The following is a 17,189-nucleotide window of genomic DNA, read 5'->3' on the forward strand; positions in this document are numbered from 1 at the left end:
AGCGTCCGCCGCCGAACGGTCAGGAGACGATGTGATGACGATACTGGTGACGGGAAGTGCCGGCCATCTCGGCGAGGCGCTGATGCGAACCCTGAGGGCGGAAAGCCGCTGGGTGCGCGGCATCGATATCAAGCCCTCGGCTTTCACCGACATGGTCGGCTCGATCAGTGATCGCGCCTTCGTCCGGCAGGCGATGTCAGGCATCAGCCACGTCATCCATGCCGCGACGCTGCACAAGCCGCATGTAGCGACCCACGGCAATTACGATTTCCTCGACACCAATATCGCCGGCGCTCTGCACCTGCTCGAAGAGGCGACCGCCGCAGGCGTCGCGAGCTTCGTCTTCACCAGCACCACCAGCACCTTCGGCGCGGCATTGACGCCGGTTGCCGGCGAACCGGCGGCATGGGTGACCGAGGACGTGCTTCCCGTCGCAAAAAACATCTACGGCGTAACGAAACTCGCCGCCGAAGGCCTGTGCGAACTCTTTGCCCGCAAATCCGGCCTGCCGGTGGTCATTCTCAGGACGGCGCGTTTCTTTCCCGAAAACGACGACGATCCCGCCATTCGAAACAGATATTCGGCGGAGAATGCCCAGGCCAACGAGCTTCTTCACCGCCGCGTCGACATCAGCGATGTGGTCGGCGCCCATCTGCTGGCGCTGGAAAAGGCACCGGCAATCGGCTTTGGCCGCTACATCGTCTCCGCCACGACGCCGTTTTCGGCGAGCGATCTTGCCGCGATCAGGCATAACGCGCCTCATGTCGTCGAACGGCTGTTCCCGGGTGCAGGCGCCCTCTACGCGTCACGCGGCTGGAAAATGTTTCCGGCGCTCGACCGTGTCTATGTCAACGAACGCGCAAGACGGGACCTCGGCTGGCAGCCGCGATATGATTTCCGTTTCGTGCTCGATTGCCTGCGCGACCACAGGGAATGGCGAAGCCCCTTGGCACTGGATATCGGCTCCAAAGGCTACCACGACGAAATCTTTGCCGAAGGGCCCTATCCGGTCGGATAGAGCAGCGAGCTGGAATGCGGATAGCCGAAAGCTGAGATCCTCTTCAGCACGACGCTTTCACTGAGAAGTAAGTGTCATCCAGATATCATGATCCCGTCATAGACCGTCTGCCGGGGATATGGGGCGACGAAATCCAGGGCATGTTGTGCCATCGGGAAATCGAATCCAGGCCGGGGTGTCATTTGAAGCGGTGTCCAGCCTGCGGGCGGAAACCGTTTCGAGAGCGCTTTTGACCGAGAGGGTATTTCCATGAAGAATGTCAGACCATACGCATCGCGGCTGTTCGCCGCGGTTCTCGCCGCATCCGCCGCCATTCCGGCCGTCGCAAGTGCCGAGAATTCCGCCACCGTCGGTGGCCTCACCTTCGTCAACAAGGGCCTGGTCGGCATCGGGCGTATCCCGGCCAACCAGCGTGACAAATTCGGCGAGACTTTCGGTTCCGGCTCGGGCATGGCAGTCGATCCTGCCGCCTGGAGTCGCGACGGCGCCAGCTACAAAGGCACGCTCTACCTGCTGCCCGACCGCGGTTACAACGCCGTTGGCACCGTCGACTATCGGCCCCGCCTGAACACCATCTCGATCGGCCTGACACCGACCGCTCCGGGTGCGGCACCCGAGGCCGGCAAGGAACAGTCTGGCGTCGACGCAAAGCTCGTCGATTCCACGCTCTTCATCGACGACAAGGGTGGCGACATGACGGGTCTCGACCCGGAATCCGGCGTCCGCCCCGCTGCCGGCGATTTTCCGCCGCTGCCGCAGGCGACGAACGGCAAGATCGCGCTCGACAATGAAGCCATCATCCGCATGGCCGACGGTACCATGTTCGTCAGCGATGAATATGGCCCTTATATCTATCACTTCTCGGCCGACGGCCACCTGCTGTCTGCCACCCAGCCGCCGAAAGCTCTTTTGCCGATGCGCAAGGGCGCGCTGAGCTTCGCCTCCAACAATCCCGGCCCCGGCGCATCTACGCCGGACCCGAAGGATCCAGAGACCGGCCGCCAGAACAACCAGGGTCTCGAAGGCATGGCGATGACGCCGGACGGTAAGTTCATCATATCAGTGCTGCAGTCGGCTGCCCGCCAGGACGGCGGCGATTCCGGCTCGACCCGCCAAAATACCCGCGCCATGATCTATGACGCCGCCGATCCCGATCATCTGAAACTGGTGCACGAATATGTCGTACCGCTGCCGGTCTTCAAGGACGCCAAGGACAAGACGACGATCGCCGCGGAGAGCGAAATCGTCGCTCTTTCCGACAAGACCTTTCTGATGCTCGCCCGCGACAGCGGCAACGGCCAGGGCCTGAAGGGTGACACCTCGCTCTACCGCAAGGTCGGTATTGTCGACGTTTCCGCTGCGACCGACATCGCCGGCAGCGATTTCGACGCCGGCAAGCCGATCGCGCCGAAGGGCGTCGTCGATCCCTCGCTGACGCCGGCGACGCTGACACCCTTCATCGACCTCAACGACAAGGCCGAGCTTGCCCGCTTCGGCCTGCACAACGGCGCGCCGAACGACAAGAACAATCTGTCGGAAAAATGGGAAGCCATGGGGCTTGCGAGCGTTCTCGACCCGAACCTGCCGGACGACTACTTCCTGTTCGTCGCCAATGACAACGACTTCTTGACGCAGGATGGTTTCCAGGTGGGTGCAGCCTACAAGGCGGACGGCGGTGCCGACGTCGACACCATGTTCCAGGTCTTTCAGGTCACCCTTCCAGGTCTGAAGAAGTAGTCGCGCACTGACAAGGGCGGACGCGGAAGCCGCGCGTTCGCCCGCCATATCCGGGATCCCGGCCGACGATAAAAGGGAAGGGTGCGATCCACGACCACCGATGGATGTTTACGATCCTGGGTGCCTACAAACGTAGGTGGGCGCCGTGTGTCCAGGCCCACGGGCCTGGCCAGGGACAGCTCCCTTTGGATCGAGTATGGCCCCAGGGATTGTGGTTCCTGTCGAGAGGCGCAGACCGCATGGCGATATATAAGGTTGTTTGCGCTGACGCGCCAGTGGCGACGGAAGGCCGCCCCTATTTAATTGAGATCAATTGAGTTCCGGGGCGGACCGGCCATTCAGCTTGTCGGTGATGCCGCGGATGCGGCTCGAGACCTCGCTCAGCGCTGCCGCAAGATTTTCTTCGGTCCGGGCGGTCGCAGCAAGCACCGTATCGCGATTGCCGCGTAGCGACTCGAGCTCGGATTCCAATCCGGCCACGCGGCGCGTCAGCTCGGCAATCTCGTCCACGATCATGATGCCGGCCATGACGGTGATCCTGAGATCACCGATTTCGCCGAACTGGTCCTTGAGATGGCCGACATAGCGGTCGAAACGGGTGGCGAGATCGGTCAGGTGATCCTCCTGCCCTTCCTCGCAGGCCATGCGATAGGCCTTGCCGTCGATCGTTACCGTCACCTGCGCCATGCCAAACTCTTTCTATCAGCGATCCAGAACTGCGCGGATCGTTTCCATCGCCGTCACCAGCCGCCGCGATACTTCGCGATTGACCTCTTCCAGCCGGTTGGCGCGGAATTCGGCCTGATCGAGCTCCTGCGCCAGCCGGGAGCGGTCGGCGTGCACGCGCCGCACCTCGCCCTCGATCTCGCCCTGCTCGCGCTGCCGCTCGACGCGCATGTCGACGGCGTTTTCGAGGCTCGAAATCGCCTGTCTCAATTCGTTGAGCGCTGCTTCCATGGTTTTGCCTGTGGGCATCATGTCTTTCCGATTCCCGCGCAGGATCCGCGAATCGGCACGCCGCGCCGATCCTGCGATTTCAAAAGGATATGCAGCTCGCCGACGGCCCGTCAATAAATCCTGTCACTTGTCCGCCAGCCTATCCTGTGGATGAGCGTTTTCCACATGCTCGTCGCATCAAATTCGTCATTTGTACAATCGCGCGATCAAATGTCAAAAATCGCCGCTGCCCGCCCGGATTTGGCCCGCCATTTATTGACTTGCCCGTCCCAACTGCTATGTCTCTGCCGCTTTCACTCGATGGTCTTGGAGGCTCGAGGCCATCCCCCGACACCCGGAACTTGCGGAAAAGCCATGACCTCTCCCGAACAACACGACCGGATGGCGAATGCGATCCGTTTTCTCGCCATGGACGCCGTTGAAAAGGCGAACTCCGGCCACCCGGGCATGCCGATGGGCATGGCTGACGTGGCAACGGTCCTGTTCACCAAATATCTGAAGTTCGATCCGAAGAAGCCGCACTGGCCGAACCGCGATCGCTTCGTGCTGTCGGCCGGCCATGGCTCGATGCTGCTCTACTCGGTGCTGTATCTGACCGGCTATCCTGACATGACGATCGAAGATCTGAAGCAGTTCCGCCAGCTCGGCTCGAAGACCGCCGGCCATCCGGAATATGGTCACGCGACCGGCATCGAAACGACCACCGGTCCGCTCGGCCAGGGTATTGCCAATTCCGTCGGCATGGCGATTGCCGAACGCAAGCTGCGCGAGGAATTCGGCTCCGATCTCCAGGATCACTATACCTATGCGATCTGCGGCGACGGCTGCCTGATGGAGGGCATCAGCCATGAAGCCATCGCGCTCGCCGGCCACCTGAAGCTCAACAAGCTCGTTCTGTTCTGGGACAACAACTCGATCACCATCGACGGCGCCGTGTCGCTGTCGGATTCCACCGATCAGATCGCCCGCTTCAAGGCCGTTCACTGGAACACGATCGAGATCGACGGTCACGATCAGGCTGCCATCGCCGACGCGATCGAAGCTGCCCACAAGTCCGACCGCCCGACCTTCATCGCCTGCAAGACGATCATCGGCTTTGGCGCCCCGAACAAGCAGGGCACCCACAAGGTCCACGGCAACCCGCTCGGCGCCGAGGAAATCGCTGCCACCCGCAAGGCGCTGAACTGGGAAGCCGAAGCCTTCGTCATCCCGTCTGATGTCCTTGACAGCTGGCGTGCAGCCGGCGCCCGCTCCGTCAAGCTCGTCAAGTCCTGGGAAGACGGCCTCGCCAAAGCTCCGGCCAGGGCCGAGTTCACCCGCCGCATGGCAGGCGAGCTGCCGGAAGGCTTCGACGCCGCGATCAGCGCATACAAGAAGAAGCTCGCCGAGACCAAGCCGACGGTTGCGACCCGCAAGGCTTCGGAGGACGCGCTCGAGGTCATCAACGGCTTCCTGCCGGAAACGCTCGGCGGCTCCGCCGACCTGACGCCGTCGAACAACACCAAGACCAGCCAGATGCATTCGATCACCCCGACGGATTTCGCCGGTCGTTACATGCATTGGGGCATCCGCGAGCATGGCATGGCGTCTGCCATGAACGGCATTGCGCTGCATGGCGGCCTCATCCCCTACAGCGGCGGCTTCCTGATCTTCTCGGATTATTGCCGCCCGCCGATCCGCCTTGCGTCGCTGATGGGCATCCGCGTCATTCACGTCCTGACGCATGACTCGATCGGCGTCGGCGAAGACGGCCCGACGCACCAGCCCGTCGAACAGCTCGCCGGTCTGCGCGCCATCCCGAATCTGATGGTCTTCCGCCCGGCCGACGCCACGGAAACGGCGGAATGCTGGCAGATCGCCATCAAGACGCACAACCGTCCTTCGGGCCTTGCTCTGACGCGCCAGAACCTGCTCGCAGCTCGCACCGAATACAGCGAAAAGAACCTTTGCGAACAGGGCGCCTATGTGCTCGCCGGCAATGCCGACGCCAAGGTGACGATCTTCGCCTCCGGCTCCGAAGTCGAAATCGCCGTTGCGGCTCGTACGGCACTCGAAGCCAAGGGCGTCACCGTCCGCGTCGTATCGGTCCCCTGCACGGAACTGTTCTTCGAGCAGCCGGAAGCCTATCGCAAGCAAATCCTCGGCAACTCGCCGGTCAAGATCGCCGTCGAAGCCGCCGTTCGCGAAGGCTGGGATGCGTTCATCGGACCGGAGGGCACCTTCATCGGCATGAAGAGCTTCGGCGCTTCCGGCCCGGTCAAGGAAGTCTACAAGCATTTCGGCATCACTGCCGACGCCGTCGTTGCGGCCGCGGAAGCAAAGCTTTAATGAGGGCGCCTTGAGGCGCTCTCCATCTCCTCAATTCCAGGCCCTCACCTATCGGGCCCTACTCTATCGGGAGTGAATGAACATGACAGTCAAGGTTGCCATCAACGGTTTCGGCCGCATCGGCCGCAACGTCCTTCGCGCCATCGTCGAATCCGGCCGCACCGACATCGAAGTCGTCGCCATCAACGATCTCGGCCCGGTTGAAACCAACGCCCACCTGCTGCGCTACGACTCGATCCACGGCCGCTTCCCGGCAACGGTGAAGGTCGAGGGCGACTCGATCATCGTCGGCAACGGCAAGCCGATCAAGGTCACGGCGATCAAGGATCCGGCAACGCTTCCGCACCGCGAACTCGGCGTCGACATCGCGATGGAATGCACCGGCATCTTCACCGCCCGCGACAAGGCTGCCGCCCACCTGACGGCTGGTGCCAAGCGCGTCATCGTCTCGGCGCCCGCCGATGGCGCTGACCTGACGGTCGTCTTCGGCGTCAACCATGACCAGCTCACCAAGGAGCACTTGGTCATCTCCAACGCGTCCTGCACCACCAACTGCCTGGTGCCGGTCGTGAAGGTTCTCGACGACGCCGTCGGCATCGACCACGGCTTCATGACGACCATCCACTCCTACACCGGCGACCAGCCGACGCTCGACACGATGCACAAGGACCTGTATCGCGCCCGCGCGGCCGCCCTTTCCATGATCCCGACCTCGACGGGCGCAGCCAAGGCAGTCGGCCTCGTTCTGCCGCATCTGAAGGGCAAGCTCGACGGCACCTCGATCCGCGTTCCGACCCCGAACGTTTCCGTCGTCGACTTCAAGTTCGTCGCCAAGAAGGCGACCAGCGTTGGCGAAATCAATGAAGCCATCCAGGCTGCTGCAAACGGCAAGCTGAAGGGCATCCTCGGCTACACCGACGAGCCGCTCGTCTCCCGTGACTTCAACCACGACAGCCACTCCTCGATCTTCGCAACCGATCAGACCAAGGTCATGGAAGGCAGCTTCGTGCGCGTCCTGTCCTGGTACGACAACGAGTGGGGCTTCTCCAGCCGCATGTCCGACACGGCAGTCGCTTTCGCCAAGCTCATCTGAGCGCTCTTCAGGCATCGACATGCAAGCGGCCCGGGAAACCGGGCCGCTTTTTGTTGCCATGCCTTCCGAACAAAACCGGCCTTCCCCGCACCAGAGCAACTCCAGGAAAAGTGCGAAGCGGTTTTCCGTCCGGAGTTGCGTAAAAACAAAAAGTTGGAGCGGTTCTGCGCTTCGATGAGAAGCTGAACCGCTCCGGCATCTTTTCGTCCATCGCCCGGATGAGATCTGCTAGAATACATCACCCTGGACATTCGAAATGCCCAGTTTCCTCGCGCATTGGCCACTGGCCAGGCGCGGCCACGCCAATACCGTGCGGCAGCACTGTCGCCCGCATGAAAATGAGAGAGATGGATGGATTACTTTACCGTTGAAATCGCCGGCCGCGCCGTTGCCAGTTTTCGCTCGGAAAATCACGAGGAAGCGACGCATTTCTTCGAGGCGGAAGACTTTCGCGACGATCTGACCATCCTGGAATCCGAAGGCAAGCCCCTGTGGGACCGCAAAGCAGCCCTGAGCTTGCGCAAGGCGACCACCGAGGAAGCAAGCGAAGTCGAGCACGCCTATGAATTCGACGACGATCCCGAACGGACCATCGAGGACGAGTTCGTCGTGTTCCTGGTCCCGGTCGCGGATCTGACCGACGAGGGCGAGGACACAGAAGACTGACCACAATCCGCATCTTTTTTCGGTTTCGACGTCATATCGAAGCGACGGGTTCGATATGACGCCGCCGTTCGCAGGACAGGATGGCGGTGCAGTTGAGGCTGCCTCGGGTTCGAATTCGATAGGCCTCCCTGCGCGAAACCATCGTCGACGAATTCCCTGGCCGCAAGGATGGATCACGGGTTGGCAATCCGCTGGCCAAGCGTGCTAGATTGAGGAAGTGCACAGCACTGCACAATGGCTAAAATGAGCCAAGTGGAGGTGACAAATGGTAGAGGCACAAAAACGCTTGTCCCACACCACCCTGAAACGGCGGCAGCGGTTTCACCCCAAGCGGGACGTCAGACCCGCCGTGCTGGCAAAGGCTAATCGTCTGGTCATCTGGGTTGCCGCGTTCATTGGCCTCTCGTTTCTTGCCATCGTCGTGCTTCAGGCAGTGTTGGGATAGCAGAGCAAGGGCCGGTCGCTGCCGGCACAAAACGACAGCCGGCTGCTCTCGCTGGGCGGCCGGCATGTCCTACCCGATATCGAAAAATCTCCGCGTTCATTTTCCCAACTCTCCGCATCCGCGCCTGCAATCCATTCGTCCCGTCATTGGACAAGGCAAACGGGCCGCGTGAAAGGAGGAGGGTGTCTTATCCTGTTGCCATTCGCAGATACCGGCAGGAAAAATCCGTGCCTGTCTCTTTTGCCCTGCTCTCGCCTGATTTTCCTATACATTCTTTATAGAGAGTCTCTCCCGTAGCATTCCGTGTCGGTTGGCCGTCCGGCAGCCGTTCAGCAGCATGAAGCAGCATCGCGACGAGGTTAAGCCGCAAGGCCTACCCTTCTCTGACGTTTTGCCGTTTACTGATGGATCGCGCGTGAGGGAGGGTTTGAAATAGGGCGGATCGGCCGGGGCGGCTGTGTTCGCGAAGCAGTCGATGGAAAGGGGTGGGCATGGAAGCGTTCTATATCGTGGTGCTGGTCTCGACGGCGCTCGTGCTTCTTGCCGCTTTTTCGAGCCTGCTAGCCTTCCGTTTCGGCGCCCCCCTGCTGCTGCTCTTCCTGATGATCGGCCTTGCGGCGGGCGTCGATGGCCTCGGCATCGAGTTCAGCAACAATTACCTTGCCTATATTCTCGGTTCCATTGCGCTGGCCGTGATCCTCTTCGATTCCGGCTTCGGCACGCCGATGCAGGCCTTTCGGCTGGCGGCCGTGCCCTCTCTGGCGCTCGCCTCCGTCGGTGTGCTGATCACTGCCTCGCTCTTTGCCTTGGCCGCCATGTGGCTGTTGAATTTCACCTGGCTGGAAGGTCTGCTGCTCGGCTCGATCGTCGCATCGACGGATGCCGCCGCCGTCTTCTTCCTGCTGCGCATCGGCGGCATCAACATCCGCGACAAGGTGCGCTCGACGCTGGAAGTGGAATCCGGCACCAATGATCCGATGGCGATCTTCCTCACCATCGCCCTTGTCGAGGTGCTGGCCAGCGGCGAGCGTTACGCCGGCATCAATATCGGCATGCTCGCCATGTTCGTGCAGCAGATGGGCCTCGGCGTCATTCTCGGCCTGCTCGGCGGCATGATGATCGTGCTGATCGTCAGCAAGCTCGATACCGATCGCGGCCTGACGCCGATCTTCGTGCTGGCGCTCGCTCTTCTCGTCTTCTCCTTCACCGGCGCGGTCGGCGGCAGCGGCTTCCTCGCCGTCTATGTCGCCGGCATCTACGCCGGGAACCGCAAGATGCAGGCGATCGGAACTATCAAACGCTTCCAGGACGGCATGACCTGGCTGGCGCAGATCATCATGTTCCTGGTGCTCGGCCTGCTCGCCACGCCGTCGCAATTTCCTGTCATCATCGTGCCCGCCATCCTGCTCGCTCTCTTCCTGATCTTCGTCGCCCGACCGTTGGCAGTCTGGCTGTCACTGCTTCCCTTCGATTACACCCAGCAGGAAATCGGCTTCGTTGCTTGGGTCGGCCTGCGCGGCGCCGTCTCCATCCTGCTTGCCATCATGCCGATCCTCGGCGGGCTTGAGAACGGCCAGATCTATTTCAACACCGCCTTCATCATCGTGCTAGTCTCGCTGCTTCTCCAGGGCTGGACGATCAAGCCCGTCGCCAAGAAGCTCGGGCTGATTATTCCGCCGCGCATCGGCGCCGTCGACAAGGTCGAGGTCGACCTGCCTGGGGCGGCCAACCACGAGTTGCTCTCCTACCGCGTCATCAAGGATAGCCCGGTGCTGCGCGGCGAGCGTATTCCGCGCTGGGCGACACCCTCGCTCGTCATCCGCGACGGCAAGTCGATGCGCTACCAATATGCCGGGCGGCTGCGCGAGCACGATCTTGTCTACCTCTTCATCGTGCCGAGCTATTCCCGGTTGCTCGACCGTCTCTTCGCCAGCCGGGCGCCGGTGGATGACGACGATGCCGAATTCTTCGGAGCCTTCGCGCTCTCCCCCGCCCGCCCCGCCGCCGATCTCGACGCCGCCTATGGCCCCGGCCTGCTCAACGAATCCGAAAAGGGCCTGACGATCGCCGAATTGATGCGGCAGCGCCTCGGCGGCAAGGCCGATTATGCCGACCGCGTCCGCCTCGGCTCAATCATCCTCATCGTCCGCGATCTCGACGAGCACGACCACATCACCTCCGTCGGCATGTCGCTCGAAGCAGTCGAACCGGCAATTACGCTGCCGATCTTCATCAATCTCAAGGACATCACCCAGCGCATCCGCGACCGACTGAACGGACGCCGGAACCGGGAAACCAAGGCCTCCGAAAGCACGCCGAAAGCGCCAGCCGGACGCGACGAAGGCACACGCGAAAACGGCCGTTGAACGCCTTGCGTCTCGAATGATCCTTGCTATGTTCGGCGCAACTTTCGCCAACCACGACAGGATCCTCCCCATGCCTTCTTTCAAGACCCTCGACGATCTTTCCGACCTCCGCGGCAAGCGCGTTCTCGTCCGCGTCGACCTCAACGTCCCGGTGAAAGACGGCAAGGTCACCGATACGACGCGCATCGAGCGTGTGGCGCCAACGATCATGGAATTGTCCGAAAAGGGTGCCAAGGTGATCCTGCTGGCTCATTTTGGCCGGCCGAAGGATGGCCCTTCGCCGGAGCTGTCGCTGTCGCTGATCGCCCCTTCCGTCGAGGAAGTCCTTGATCATGCCGTGCTGACGGCCTCCGATTGCATTGGCGAGGCCGCCGCCTCCGCCGTTGCTGCGATGAATGACGGCGATATCCTACTTTTGGAAAACACCCGCTTCCACAAAGGCGAAGAAAAGAACGACCCCGACCTCACCAAGGCGCTTGCCGCCAACGGCGATATTTATGTCAACGACGCCTTCTCGGCCGCCCACCGCGCCCATGCCTCGACCGAGGGTCTTGCTCACCACCTGCCGGCCTATGCCGGCCGCACCATGCAGGCAGAGTTGGAGGCGCTGGAAAAGGGTCTCGGCGATCCGGCTCGCCCTGTCGTCGCGATCGTCGGCGGCGCCAAGGTCTCCACCAAGATCGACCTCTTGATGAACCTCGTGAAGAAGGTCGATGCGCTCGTCATCGGCGGCGGCATGGCCAATACCTTCATCGCCGCTCGCGGCACCAATGTCGGCAAGTCGCTCTGCGAACATGATCTCGCCGAAACCGCCAAGCAGATCATGATCGAGGCCGCCACCGCCGGCTGCGCCATCATCCTGCCGGAGGATGGCGTGATCGCCCGCGAGTTCAAGGCAGGCGCCGCCAACGAGACGGTCGATATCAACGCCATTCCCGCCGACGCCATGGTGCTCGATGTCGGCCCGAAATCCGTCGAGGCCATCAACGCCTGGATCGAGCGCGCCGCAACCCTGGTCTGGAACGGCCCGCTCGGCGCCTTCGAGATCGAACCCTTCGATGCCGCAACCGTCGCTGCCGCGAAATACGCTGCTGGGCGCACGGTAGCCGGCAAGCTCACCTCCGTTGCCGGCGGCGGCGATACGGTCTCGGCGCTCAACCATGCCGGCGTTGCCGACGATTTCACCTATGTTTCGACCGCCGGCGGCGCCTTCCTCGAATGGATGGAAGGCAAAGAGCTTCCCGGCGTCGCGGTCCTCAACGCTGCAAAATAATCCGCAAGACTGATTTCGCAGATTTTACATGTGGATAGACCGCGGAAGAAAAGAAGCTTCCGCGGTCTTTTGCTCAGAGGACGAAAAAAATCCCAACTTTCAAACGATTGAATTGAATTCAATCGTTTCAATGACTTAGCCTTCCATTTTCCTCCCTATAAACTTCTGTTATCCGCGTTCTATATTCCTGAAGTGCCGATGTTTATTGTTGTGGAGAGAACGAAATGAGCGAACGAGTGGAAGACATTGCAGTGCAGATGGTTACGGGCGGCCGGGGACTGCTCGCCGCCGATGAATCGACCTCCACCATCAAGAAGCGTTTCGACGCGATCAATCTCGAATCGACCGAAACCAGCCGGCGCGACTATCGCGAAATGCTCTTCCGCTCCGACGAAGCGATGAAGAAATATATCTCCGGCGTCATCCTCTTCGAAGAGACCCTGTTCCAGAAGGCCGCGGACGGCACGCCTTTCGTCGATATCATCCGCGCTGCCGGCGCCATTCCCGGCATCAAGGTCGATACCGGCGCCAAGCCGATGGCCAAATATCCCGCTGAAACCATCACCGAAGGCCTCGATGGCCTCGGCGAGCGACTTGCCAGATATTATGAAGCCGGCGCCCGCTTCGCCAAGTGGCGCGGCGTCATCGCCATCTCGTCGACCTTGCCGACCCGCGGTTCCGTCCGCGCCAACGCTCAGGCGCTTGCTCGTTATGCCGCACTTTGCCAGGAGGCCGGGATCGTTCCGATCGTCGAGCCGGAATGCCTGATGGACGGCAAACCGGGCGACCACAATATCGACCGCTGCGCCGAAGTAACCGAGTTCACGCTGCGCATCGTCTTCGAGGAACTCGCCGATGCCCGCGTCAACCTCGAAGGCATGATCCTGAAGCCGAACATGGTGATCGACGGCAAGAACGCCCGCAAGGCCTCGGTCGCGGAAGTTGCCGAACGCACTGTCAAGGTGTTGAAGGCGACCGTTCCATCAGCCGTTCCCGGCATCGCCTTCCTCTCCGGCGGCCAGACGACCGAAGAAGCGACAGCCCACCTTTCGGCGATCAATGCCACCGGCGGCCTGCCCTGGTTCGTCACCTTCTCCTACGGCCGCGCCCTGCAGGACAGCGCGCTCAAGGCCTGGAGCGGCAAGCAGGAAAACGTCGCCGCCGGCCAGCGCGAATTCACCCACCGCGCCGAGATGAACAGCCTCGCCGCCAAGGGTAACTGGAAGAAGGACCTGGAAAAGGCCGCGTGATTATTAACGCTTAGGACTGGGCAGGGGCGGCAAAAGCAGTGTAGCCGCCCCTGCCCCGTCCCTCTCCCCTTCCTCCCATTGTCACGGCGACAAGAAACCGCTTCGTTCCCTCGAAAACCGTGATTACTCATAGCGGCCTGTCACAACAGGAGCCGCCATGAACACCCTCTCCTACGTCACCGTCGATGTTTTCACCTCCACTCGCTTCGAGGGCAATCCGCTTGCCGTCATTTCCGATGCGCGCGGTCTGAGCGATGCGGCGATGCAAAAGATCGCCACCGAGTTCAACTATTCCGAAGTCACATTCGTCCTGCCGCCGGAAGACGCTCAAAATTCCGCCCGCGTGCGCATCTTCACGCCGACGATGGAAATACCCTTCGCCGGCCACCCGAACGTCGGCACCGCCTATGTGCTCGGCCAGCAGGCGGAGATCTTCGGCAAGCCGGTCGGCGATACGCTGCGCTTCGAGGAAAAGGCTGGCCTCGTCGAAGTCAGCCTGAAACGCAGCGGCGGAAAGGTTGCTGCTGCCGCCATCCGCGCACCGCAGCCGCTGGCGATCGGCGATATCATTGCCGAGGACACCGTCGCCGGCTGCGTCTCGCTCGACCCTGGCGTCATCGTCAGCACCACCCATGCCCCGGTCTTCGCCTCGGTCGGCCTGAACTTCGCCATTGCAGAGCTGAATGGGCTCGAAGCGCTGGCCGCCGCCCGCCCGAACCTTGCCGGGTTTCAGGCAGCTGCCGGCCGCCAGGCGACGAGCGGCCACGACTTCTCGCTCTTCCTCTATGTGAGGACAGCCGAAAATCCATGGAATATCCGCGCCCGCATGTTCGCGCCGCTCGATAACGTGCCCGAAGATCCGGCAACGGGCAGCGCGTCTGCGGCGCTTGGCGCCTATCTCGTCTCACTTGCGCCGGAGGCCGATATGAACGCCCGCATCACCATTGAACAGGGCGTCGAAATGGGCCGCCGCAGCGTCATCACCCTTGATGTCGCGAAGTCCGGCGGCATCGTCAGCGATGTCGTCATCTCCGGAGGCTGCGTTTCCGTCATGTGCGGAGAAATAAGCTTGCAGGACTGACGATCCCGGTGGGGTCGTCGCCCCCGGTTATGCGTAATCCAGGGGCTACATCATGAAGTCGCGTGAAAGCAGAGCCACTGCCCAGACGCCGAAAGCGATCAGCGCGATCTTCCAGAAATCCATCCGCCGTCGGAGGCCGGGAAGCCCGAGCGGCTTGATCAGCTGTATCGCCATGGCAAGGATGAGCAGCAAGGCTATCAGCTTTGTCATGCTTTATTTTTTCCGTTTTTCGGAATGTCACAGGACGGACATTTTTCCGCGCGAACAAGAGGATCTCGACACGCCGTAAAGACATTCCGGGGCACAATCAATCATCTTGAGGCTGGGCTGACGCAGGTCCTGCCTTATGTCCATTGCAAATCGCTAAGACCGAGTCTGGGGAAATGAAGAGAAATCTGCTGTCCGTCGCCGCGCTGCTCTTTGGTACGCTCTTCCTTTTCATGGGCAATGGCCTGCAGGGCATCCTGCTTCCTGTGCGCGGCAATCTCGAAGGCTACGCCACGACGACGCTCGGCCTGCTCGGCACGTCATGGGCTGGAGGCTTTGTCATCGGCTGCCTGGTGGCACCGAAATTGGTGCGCCGTGTCGGCCATGTGCGCGCCTTCTCCGGCTTCATCTCGATCATCGCCATCATCGCGCTGGTCAGCGGCATCATCATCCATCCGGTCTGGTGGGTGGTTCTGCGGGCCGTCACAGGCTTCTCCACCGCCGGCACGTCGATGATCATCGAAAGCTGGCTGAACGAGCGCGCCAGCAACGAGAGCCGCGGCGCGATCTTCTCCCTCTATATCGGCATCACACTGCTCGGCGTTGTCGGCGGCCAGATGATGATCCCGCTCGAGGATGTGCGCACGCCGGTGCTGTTCATGATCTGCGGCATCTTCTATTGCATCGCCATGCTGCCGACGACGCTTTCGACCGCCGCTTCGCCGCAGCCGCTGAAGGCGGTGCGCCTCGACCTGCCTGCGCTCTATCGCAACTCGCCGGTCTCCTGCCTCGGCATCCTGCTCGTCGGCATCGCCAATGGTGCCTACGGCACGCTCGGCGCCGTCTTCGGCGCCGGCGCCGGCCTCTCCGACACCAGCATCGCCATCATGATGAGCGCCACCATCTTCGCCGGCGCCGTGATGCAACTGCCGGCCGGCCGGCTTTCCGATCGCATTGACCGGCGCTATGTGCTCGCCGCCATGTCCGGCATCGCCGCCGTTGCGGGCCTGCTGATCTTTCTGCTCCACCCGACGTCCGCCGGCTTGCTGATCGGGCTCGTTGTCCTTTACGGCGCGGTGGCAAATACGCTCTATCCGATCGCCGTTGCCCACGCCAACGACTTCGCGGCGTCGGAGGATTTCGTCAAGGTCTCCGGTGGCCTGCTACTGCTCTACGGCATCGGCACGGTGATCGGCCCGACGATCGGCGGCCCGGTCATGTCGGCGATCACCCCACATGCGCTTTTCCTCGTCACCGCCATCGCCCATGTGCTGATCACCGTCTACGCCATCATCAGAAGCCGGATCCGCGCCGCCGTCCCGGCCAGCGACCGCGACGCCTACACGACGATCCCGACCGGCACCTCGCCGATGCTGACACCGCAAAGCATGTCGCTTGCCGATCGCGGCACCGGCAAATCTCCTGAAACCGGAAAGTCTCCCGAAAGCGGCGATCCTGCGGTAAAGTTCGGCTAGAGCCATTCCAGCAAAAAGTGCGCGGCGGTTTTGCGTCCGGAATTGCGTGGAAAAACTATAGAGCATTGGCAAACGGAGGACGAACCATGAGCTTCATCGATGATGACCGGCCGCAGAAGAAAGTCGCCCACGAGATCGGCGCCGATCTCTCCATGCTTTCGGTCGACGAGTTGAAGGCGCGGGTGGAATTGCTGAAGACGGAGATCGCCCGTCTCGAGGCCGAGGCCGGTCGCAAGGCCTCCGGGCGGCAGGCGGCGGAAAGCTTCTTCCGCTCGTAATCCGCTAAAAACCCCAAAAAACAAGGCTATAGGCGGATAAAATTACCCGCCTCAAGTCTTAATTCGGCACAATGTTAATAAAATATTAAGCTTTATAAGATATTACTATATTCATCCGGATTTTCTCTGGATCTCAGACAGTTTTCCAAGCGGTGAATTGGTCTGATTTTTCTCCCTGTTTTACCTTGAGAGCCGCGTTTGCGGCTCTTCTTTTTCCTATGGCCGGCGCACTTCCACGAAACTGTGGAGATTAACCCTTTCTTAAGAAACGGCTTGCGCATTTGGGCTAATGATACCATCTTAAAGTCATAAAGACCCGGCCTGGAAACTTTTCCGTCGGTGCCGGCGTTACCTGAATATATGTAGCTGCGTGCAAACAGGGACTATTGCGATGTCGGAAGTTGGGTTGAACACGATCAGTTTTGCAGGCCGCGCCGCTGCATCCTCGCAGTTCAAGGCACTTTACGCGGAAGGCATGTCGCTGGTCGAAGAGACTGCCGCCTACCTCGACGGCCAGGGCCGCGCCGCCTCCAAGGTTCTGCCGCGGATGGCCTCGGTTCTCTACGCCGCGGAATCGATGCGCCTGACCACCCGCCTCATGCAGATGGCCTCCTGGCTGCTGTTGCAGCGCGCCGTCAACAATGGCGAAATGTCCCGTGACCAGGTGCTCGCTGAGAAGAACAAGGTTCGCCTCGACGGCTTCAACGTCGACCGCGCCGCACCCGGCTGGGGTGACCTGCCAGAATCCTTCCGCGACCTCGTCGAACGCTCGCTGCGTCTGCAGAACCGTATCGCCCTGCTCGACCGCGAGATCTACCGCCCGTCCGAAGCGGTGATCATTCATGATAATCAGAACAGCGTCCAGGCCCAGCTTTCCCTGCTGCAGACCGCCTTCGGCAACAACTGACCGATCCGCAAGAACTCGATACAAACCGGCTGCGTCTTACGTGGCCGGTTTTTTGTTTGCCGCTGAACACCACCATTCCGACAGCGTCCTTGGCACGTCTGAAAAGAC

The 17,189-nt window shown here is 61.3% G+C and carries 16 protein-coding genes and 1 other RNA gene; 13 read left to right on the forward strand and 4 right to left on the reverse strand.

What is annotated here, in order from left to right:
- Positions 1-34: 34 nt before the first annotated feature.
- Positions 35-1,018, forward strand: coding sequence for an NAD-dependent epimerase/dehydratase family protein (locus AB8B31_RS17610; protein ID WP_018445934.1), 984 nt, complete (start codon positions 35-37; stop codon positions 1,016-1,018).
- A gap of 249 nt (positions 1,019-1,267) precedes the next feature.
- The gene (locus tag AB8B31_RS17615) at positions 1,268-2,755 is read left to right on the forward strand and encodes an esterase-like activity of phytase family protein (protein ID WP_018243465.1); all 1,488 of its coding nucleotides are present in this window, start codon (positions 1,268-1,270) and stop codon (positions 2,753-2,755) included.
- A gap of 81 nt (positions 2,756-2,836) precedes the next feature.
- Here the strand turns inward: AB8B31_RS17615 and ssrS are convergent.
- The 3 genes from ssrS to AB8B31_RS17630 form a co-directional block, all read right to left on the reverse strand.
- A non-coding RNA gene (ssrS, locus tag AB8B31_RS17620) (6S RNA) lies at positions 2,837-2,995 on the reverse strand.
- Between the two features lie 69 nt (positions 2,996-3,064).
- A complete protein-coding gene (locus AB8B31_RS17625) occupies positions 3,065-3,442 on the reverse strand; it encodes a cell division protein ZapA (protein ID WP_018243466.1) in 378 nt (125 codons plus the stop codon).
- A 15-nt stretch (positions 3,443-3,457) separates the two neighbouring features.
- On the reverse strand, positions 3,458-3,733 hold the full coding sequence (locus AB8B31_RS17630) for a DUF4164 domain-containing protein (protein WP_012758879.1): 276 nt from the start codon (positions 3,731-3,733) through the stop codon (positions 3,458-3,460).
- Between the two features lie 333 nt (positions 3,734-4,066).
- Here AB8B31_RS17630 and tkt point away from each other — a divergent pair, with 333 nt between their 5' ends.
- The 8 genes from tkt (at position 4,067) to AB8B31_RS17670 (ending at position 14,214) form a co-directional block, all read left to right on the forward strand.
- Positions 4,067-6,040, forward strand: a complete 1,974-nt coding sequence (gene tkt, locus AB8B31_RS17635) for a transketolase (RefSeq protein ID WP_018243467.1) — start codon at positions 4,067-4,069, stop codon at positions 6,038-6,040.
- An 82-nt stretch (positions 6,041-6,122) separates the two neighbouring features.
- Positions 6,123-7,133: a type I glyceraldehyde-3-phosphate dehydrogenase gene (gap, locus tag AB8B31_RS17640; RefSeq protein WP_026188518.1), complete on the forward strand. Its 1,011-nt coding sequence runs from the start codon at positions 6,123-6,125 to the stop codon at positions 7,131-7,133.
- 351 nt (positions 7,134-7,484) lie between these two features.
- On the forward strand, positions 7,485-7,799 hold the full coding sequence (locus AB8B31_RS17645; protein ID WP_018243469.1) for a hypothetical protein: 315 nt from the start codon (positions 7,485-7,487) through the stop codon (positions 7,797-7,799).
- 265 nt (positions 7,800-8,064) lie between these two features.
- Complete coding sequence (locus tag AB8B31_RS17650) at positions 8,065-8,244, forward strand: hypothetical protein (protein ID WP_018243470.1); 180 nt, start codon at positions 8,065-8,067, stop codon at positions 8,242-8,244.
- 491 nt (positions 8,245-8,735) lie between these two features.
- Positions 8,736-10,610: a potassium/proton antiporter gene (locus AB8B31_RS17655; RefSeq protein ID WP_026188519.1), complete on the forward strand. Its 1,875-nt coding sequence runs from the start codon at positions 8,736-8,738 to the stop codon at positions 10,608-10,610.
- A gap of 70 nt (positions 10,611-10,680) precedes the next feature.
- The gene (locus AB8B31_RS17660; protein WP_026188520.1) at positions 10,681-11,883 is read left to right on the forward strand and encodes a phosphoglycerate kinase; all 1,203 of its coding nucleotides are present in this window, start codon (positions 10,681-10,683) and stop codon (positions 11,881-11,883) included.
- A gap of 224 nt (positions 11,884-12,107) precedes the next feature.
- Positions 12,108-13,133, forward strand: coding sequence for a class I fructose-bisphosphate aldolase (locus AB8B31_RS17665; protein ID WP_018243473.1), 1,026 nt, complete (start codon positions 12,108-12,110; stop codon positions 13,131-13,133).
- Between the two features lie 157 nt (positions 13,134-13,290).
- Positions 13,291-14,214, forward strand: coding sequence for a PhzF family phenazine biosynthesis protein (locus tag AB8B31_RS17670; protein WP_018243474.1), 924 nt, complete (start codon positions 13,291-13,293; stop codon positions 14,212-14,214).
- A gap of 45 nt (positions 14,215-14,259) precedes the next feature.
- Here the strand turns inward: AB8B31_RS17670 and AB8B31_RS17675 are convergent, their stop codons facing one another.
- Positions 14,260-14,424 carry a hypothetical protein gene (locus tag AB8B31_RS17675; protein WP_018243475.1) on the reverse strand — a complete coding sequence of 55 codons (165 nt, stop codon included), beginning with the start codon at positions 14,422-14,424 and terminating at the stop codon, positions 14,260-14,262.
- A gap of 173 nt (positions 14,425-14,597) precedes the next feature.
- Here AB8B31_RS17675 and AB8B31_RS17680 point away from each other — a divergent pair, with 173 nt between their 5' ends.
- From AB8B31_RS17680 to rcdA, 3 genes are all read left to right on the forward strand, one after another.
- A complete protein-coding gene (locus AB8B31_RS17680; protein ID WP_018445941.1) occupies positions 14,598-15,896 on the forward strand; it encodes an MFS transporter in 1,299 nt (432 codons plus the stop codon).
- 86 nt (positions 15,897-15,982) lie between these two features.
- Positions 15,983-16,174: a DUF1192 domain-containing protein gene (locus AB8B31_RS17685; protein WP_018243477.1), complete on the forward strand. Its 192-nt coding sequence runs from the start codon at positions 15,983-15,985 to the stop codon at positions 16,172-16,174.
- A 391-nt stretch (positions 16,175-16,565) separates the two neighbouring features.
- Positions 16,566-17,081 (forward strand): protease adaptor protein RcdA, encoded by a 516-nt coding sequence (gene rcdA / locus AB8B31_RS17690; protein WP_018243478.1) that lies wholly within the window; start codon positions 16,566-16,568, stop codon positions 17,079-17,081.
- Positions 17,082-17,189 lie beyond the last annotated feature (108 nt).

It is taken from the genome of Rhizobium sp. 62_C5_N11_2, from assembly GCF_051811185.1.
Lineage (GTDB): Bacteria > Pseudomonadota > Alphaproteobacteria > Rhizobiales > Rhizobiaceae > Rhizobium > Rhizobium leguminosarum.

Bases quoted from the DNA above. Each gene is read 5' to 3' on its own strand.
- AB8B31_RS17655 (WP_026188519.1), top strand. From the start codon at position 8,736: ATGGAAGCGTTCTATATCGTGGTGCTGGTCTCGACGGCGCTCGTGCTT.
- gap (WP_026188518.1), top strand. From the start codon at position 6,123: ATGACAGTCAAGGTTGCCATCAACGGTTTCGGCCGCATCGGCCGCAAC.
- AB8B31_RS17625 (WP_018243466.1), bottom strand. From the start codon at position 3,442: ATGGCGCAGGTGACGGTAACGATCGACGGCAAGGCCTATCGCATGGCC.
- AB8B31_RS17615 (WP_018243465.1), top strand. From the start codon at position 1,268: ATGAAGAATGTCAGACCATACGCATCGCGGCTGTTCGCCGCGGTTCTC.
- AB8B31_RS17665 (WP_018243473.1), top strand. From the start codon at position 12,108: ATGAGCGAACGAGTGGAAGACATTGCAGTGCAGATGGTTACGGGCGGC.
- AB8B31_RS17650 (WP_018243470.1), top strand. From the start codon at position 8,065: ATGGTAGAGGCACAAAAACGCTTGTCCCACACCACCCTGAAACGGCGG.
- AB8B31_RS17670 (WP_018243474.1), top strand. From the start codon at position 13,291: ATGAACACCCTCTCCTACGTCACCGTCGATGTTTTCACCTCCACTCGC.
- tkt (WP_018243467.1), top strand. From the start codon at position 4,067: ATGACCTCTCCCGAACAACACGACCGGATGGCGAATGCGATCCGTTTT.
- AB8B31_RS17680 (WP_018445941.1), top strand. From the start codon at position 14,598: ATGAAGAGAAATCTGCTGTCCGTCGCCGCGCTGCTCTTTGGTACGCTC.
- AB8B31_RS17610 (WP_018445934.1), top strand. From the start codon at position 35: ATGACGATACTGGTGACGGGAAGTGCCGGCCATCTCGGCGAGGCGCTG.
- AB8B31_RS17685 (WP_018243477.1), top strand. From the start codon at position 15,983: ATGAGCTTCATCGATGATGACCGGCCGCAGAAGAAAGTCGCCCACGAG.
- AB8B31_RS17660 (WP_026188520.1), top strand. From the start codon at position 10,681: ATGCCTTCTTTCAAGACCCTCGACGATCTTTCCGACCTCCGCGGCAAG.
- AB8B31_RS17630 (WP_012758879.1), bottom strand. From the start codon at position 3,733: ATGATGCCCACAGGCAAAACCATGGAAGCAGCGCTCAACGAATTGAGA.
- AB8B31_RS17675 (WP_018243475.1), bottom strand. From the start codon at position 14,424: ATGACAAAGCTGATAGCCTTGCTGCTCATCCTTGCCATGGCGATACAG.
- rcdA (WP_018243478.1), top strand. From the start codon at position 16,566: ATGTCGGAAGTTGGGTTGAACACGATCAGTTTTGCAGGCCGCGCCGCT.
- AB8B31_RS17645 (WP_018243469.1), top strand. From the start codon at position 7,485: ATGGATTACTTTACCGTTGAAATCGCCGGCCGCGCCGTTGCCAGTTTT.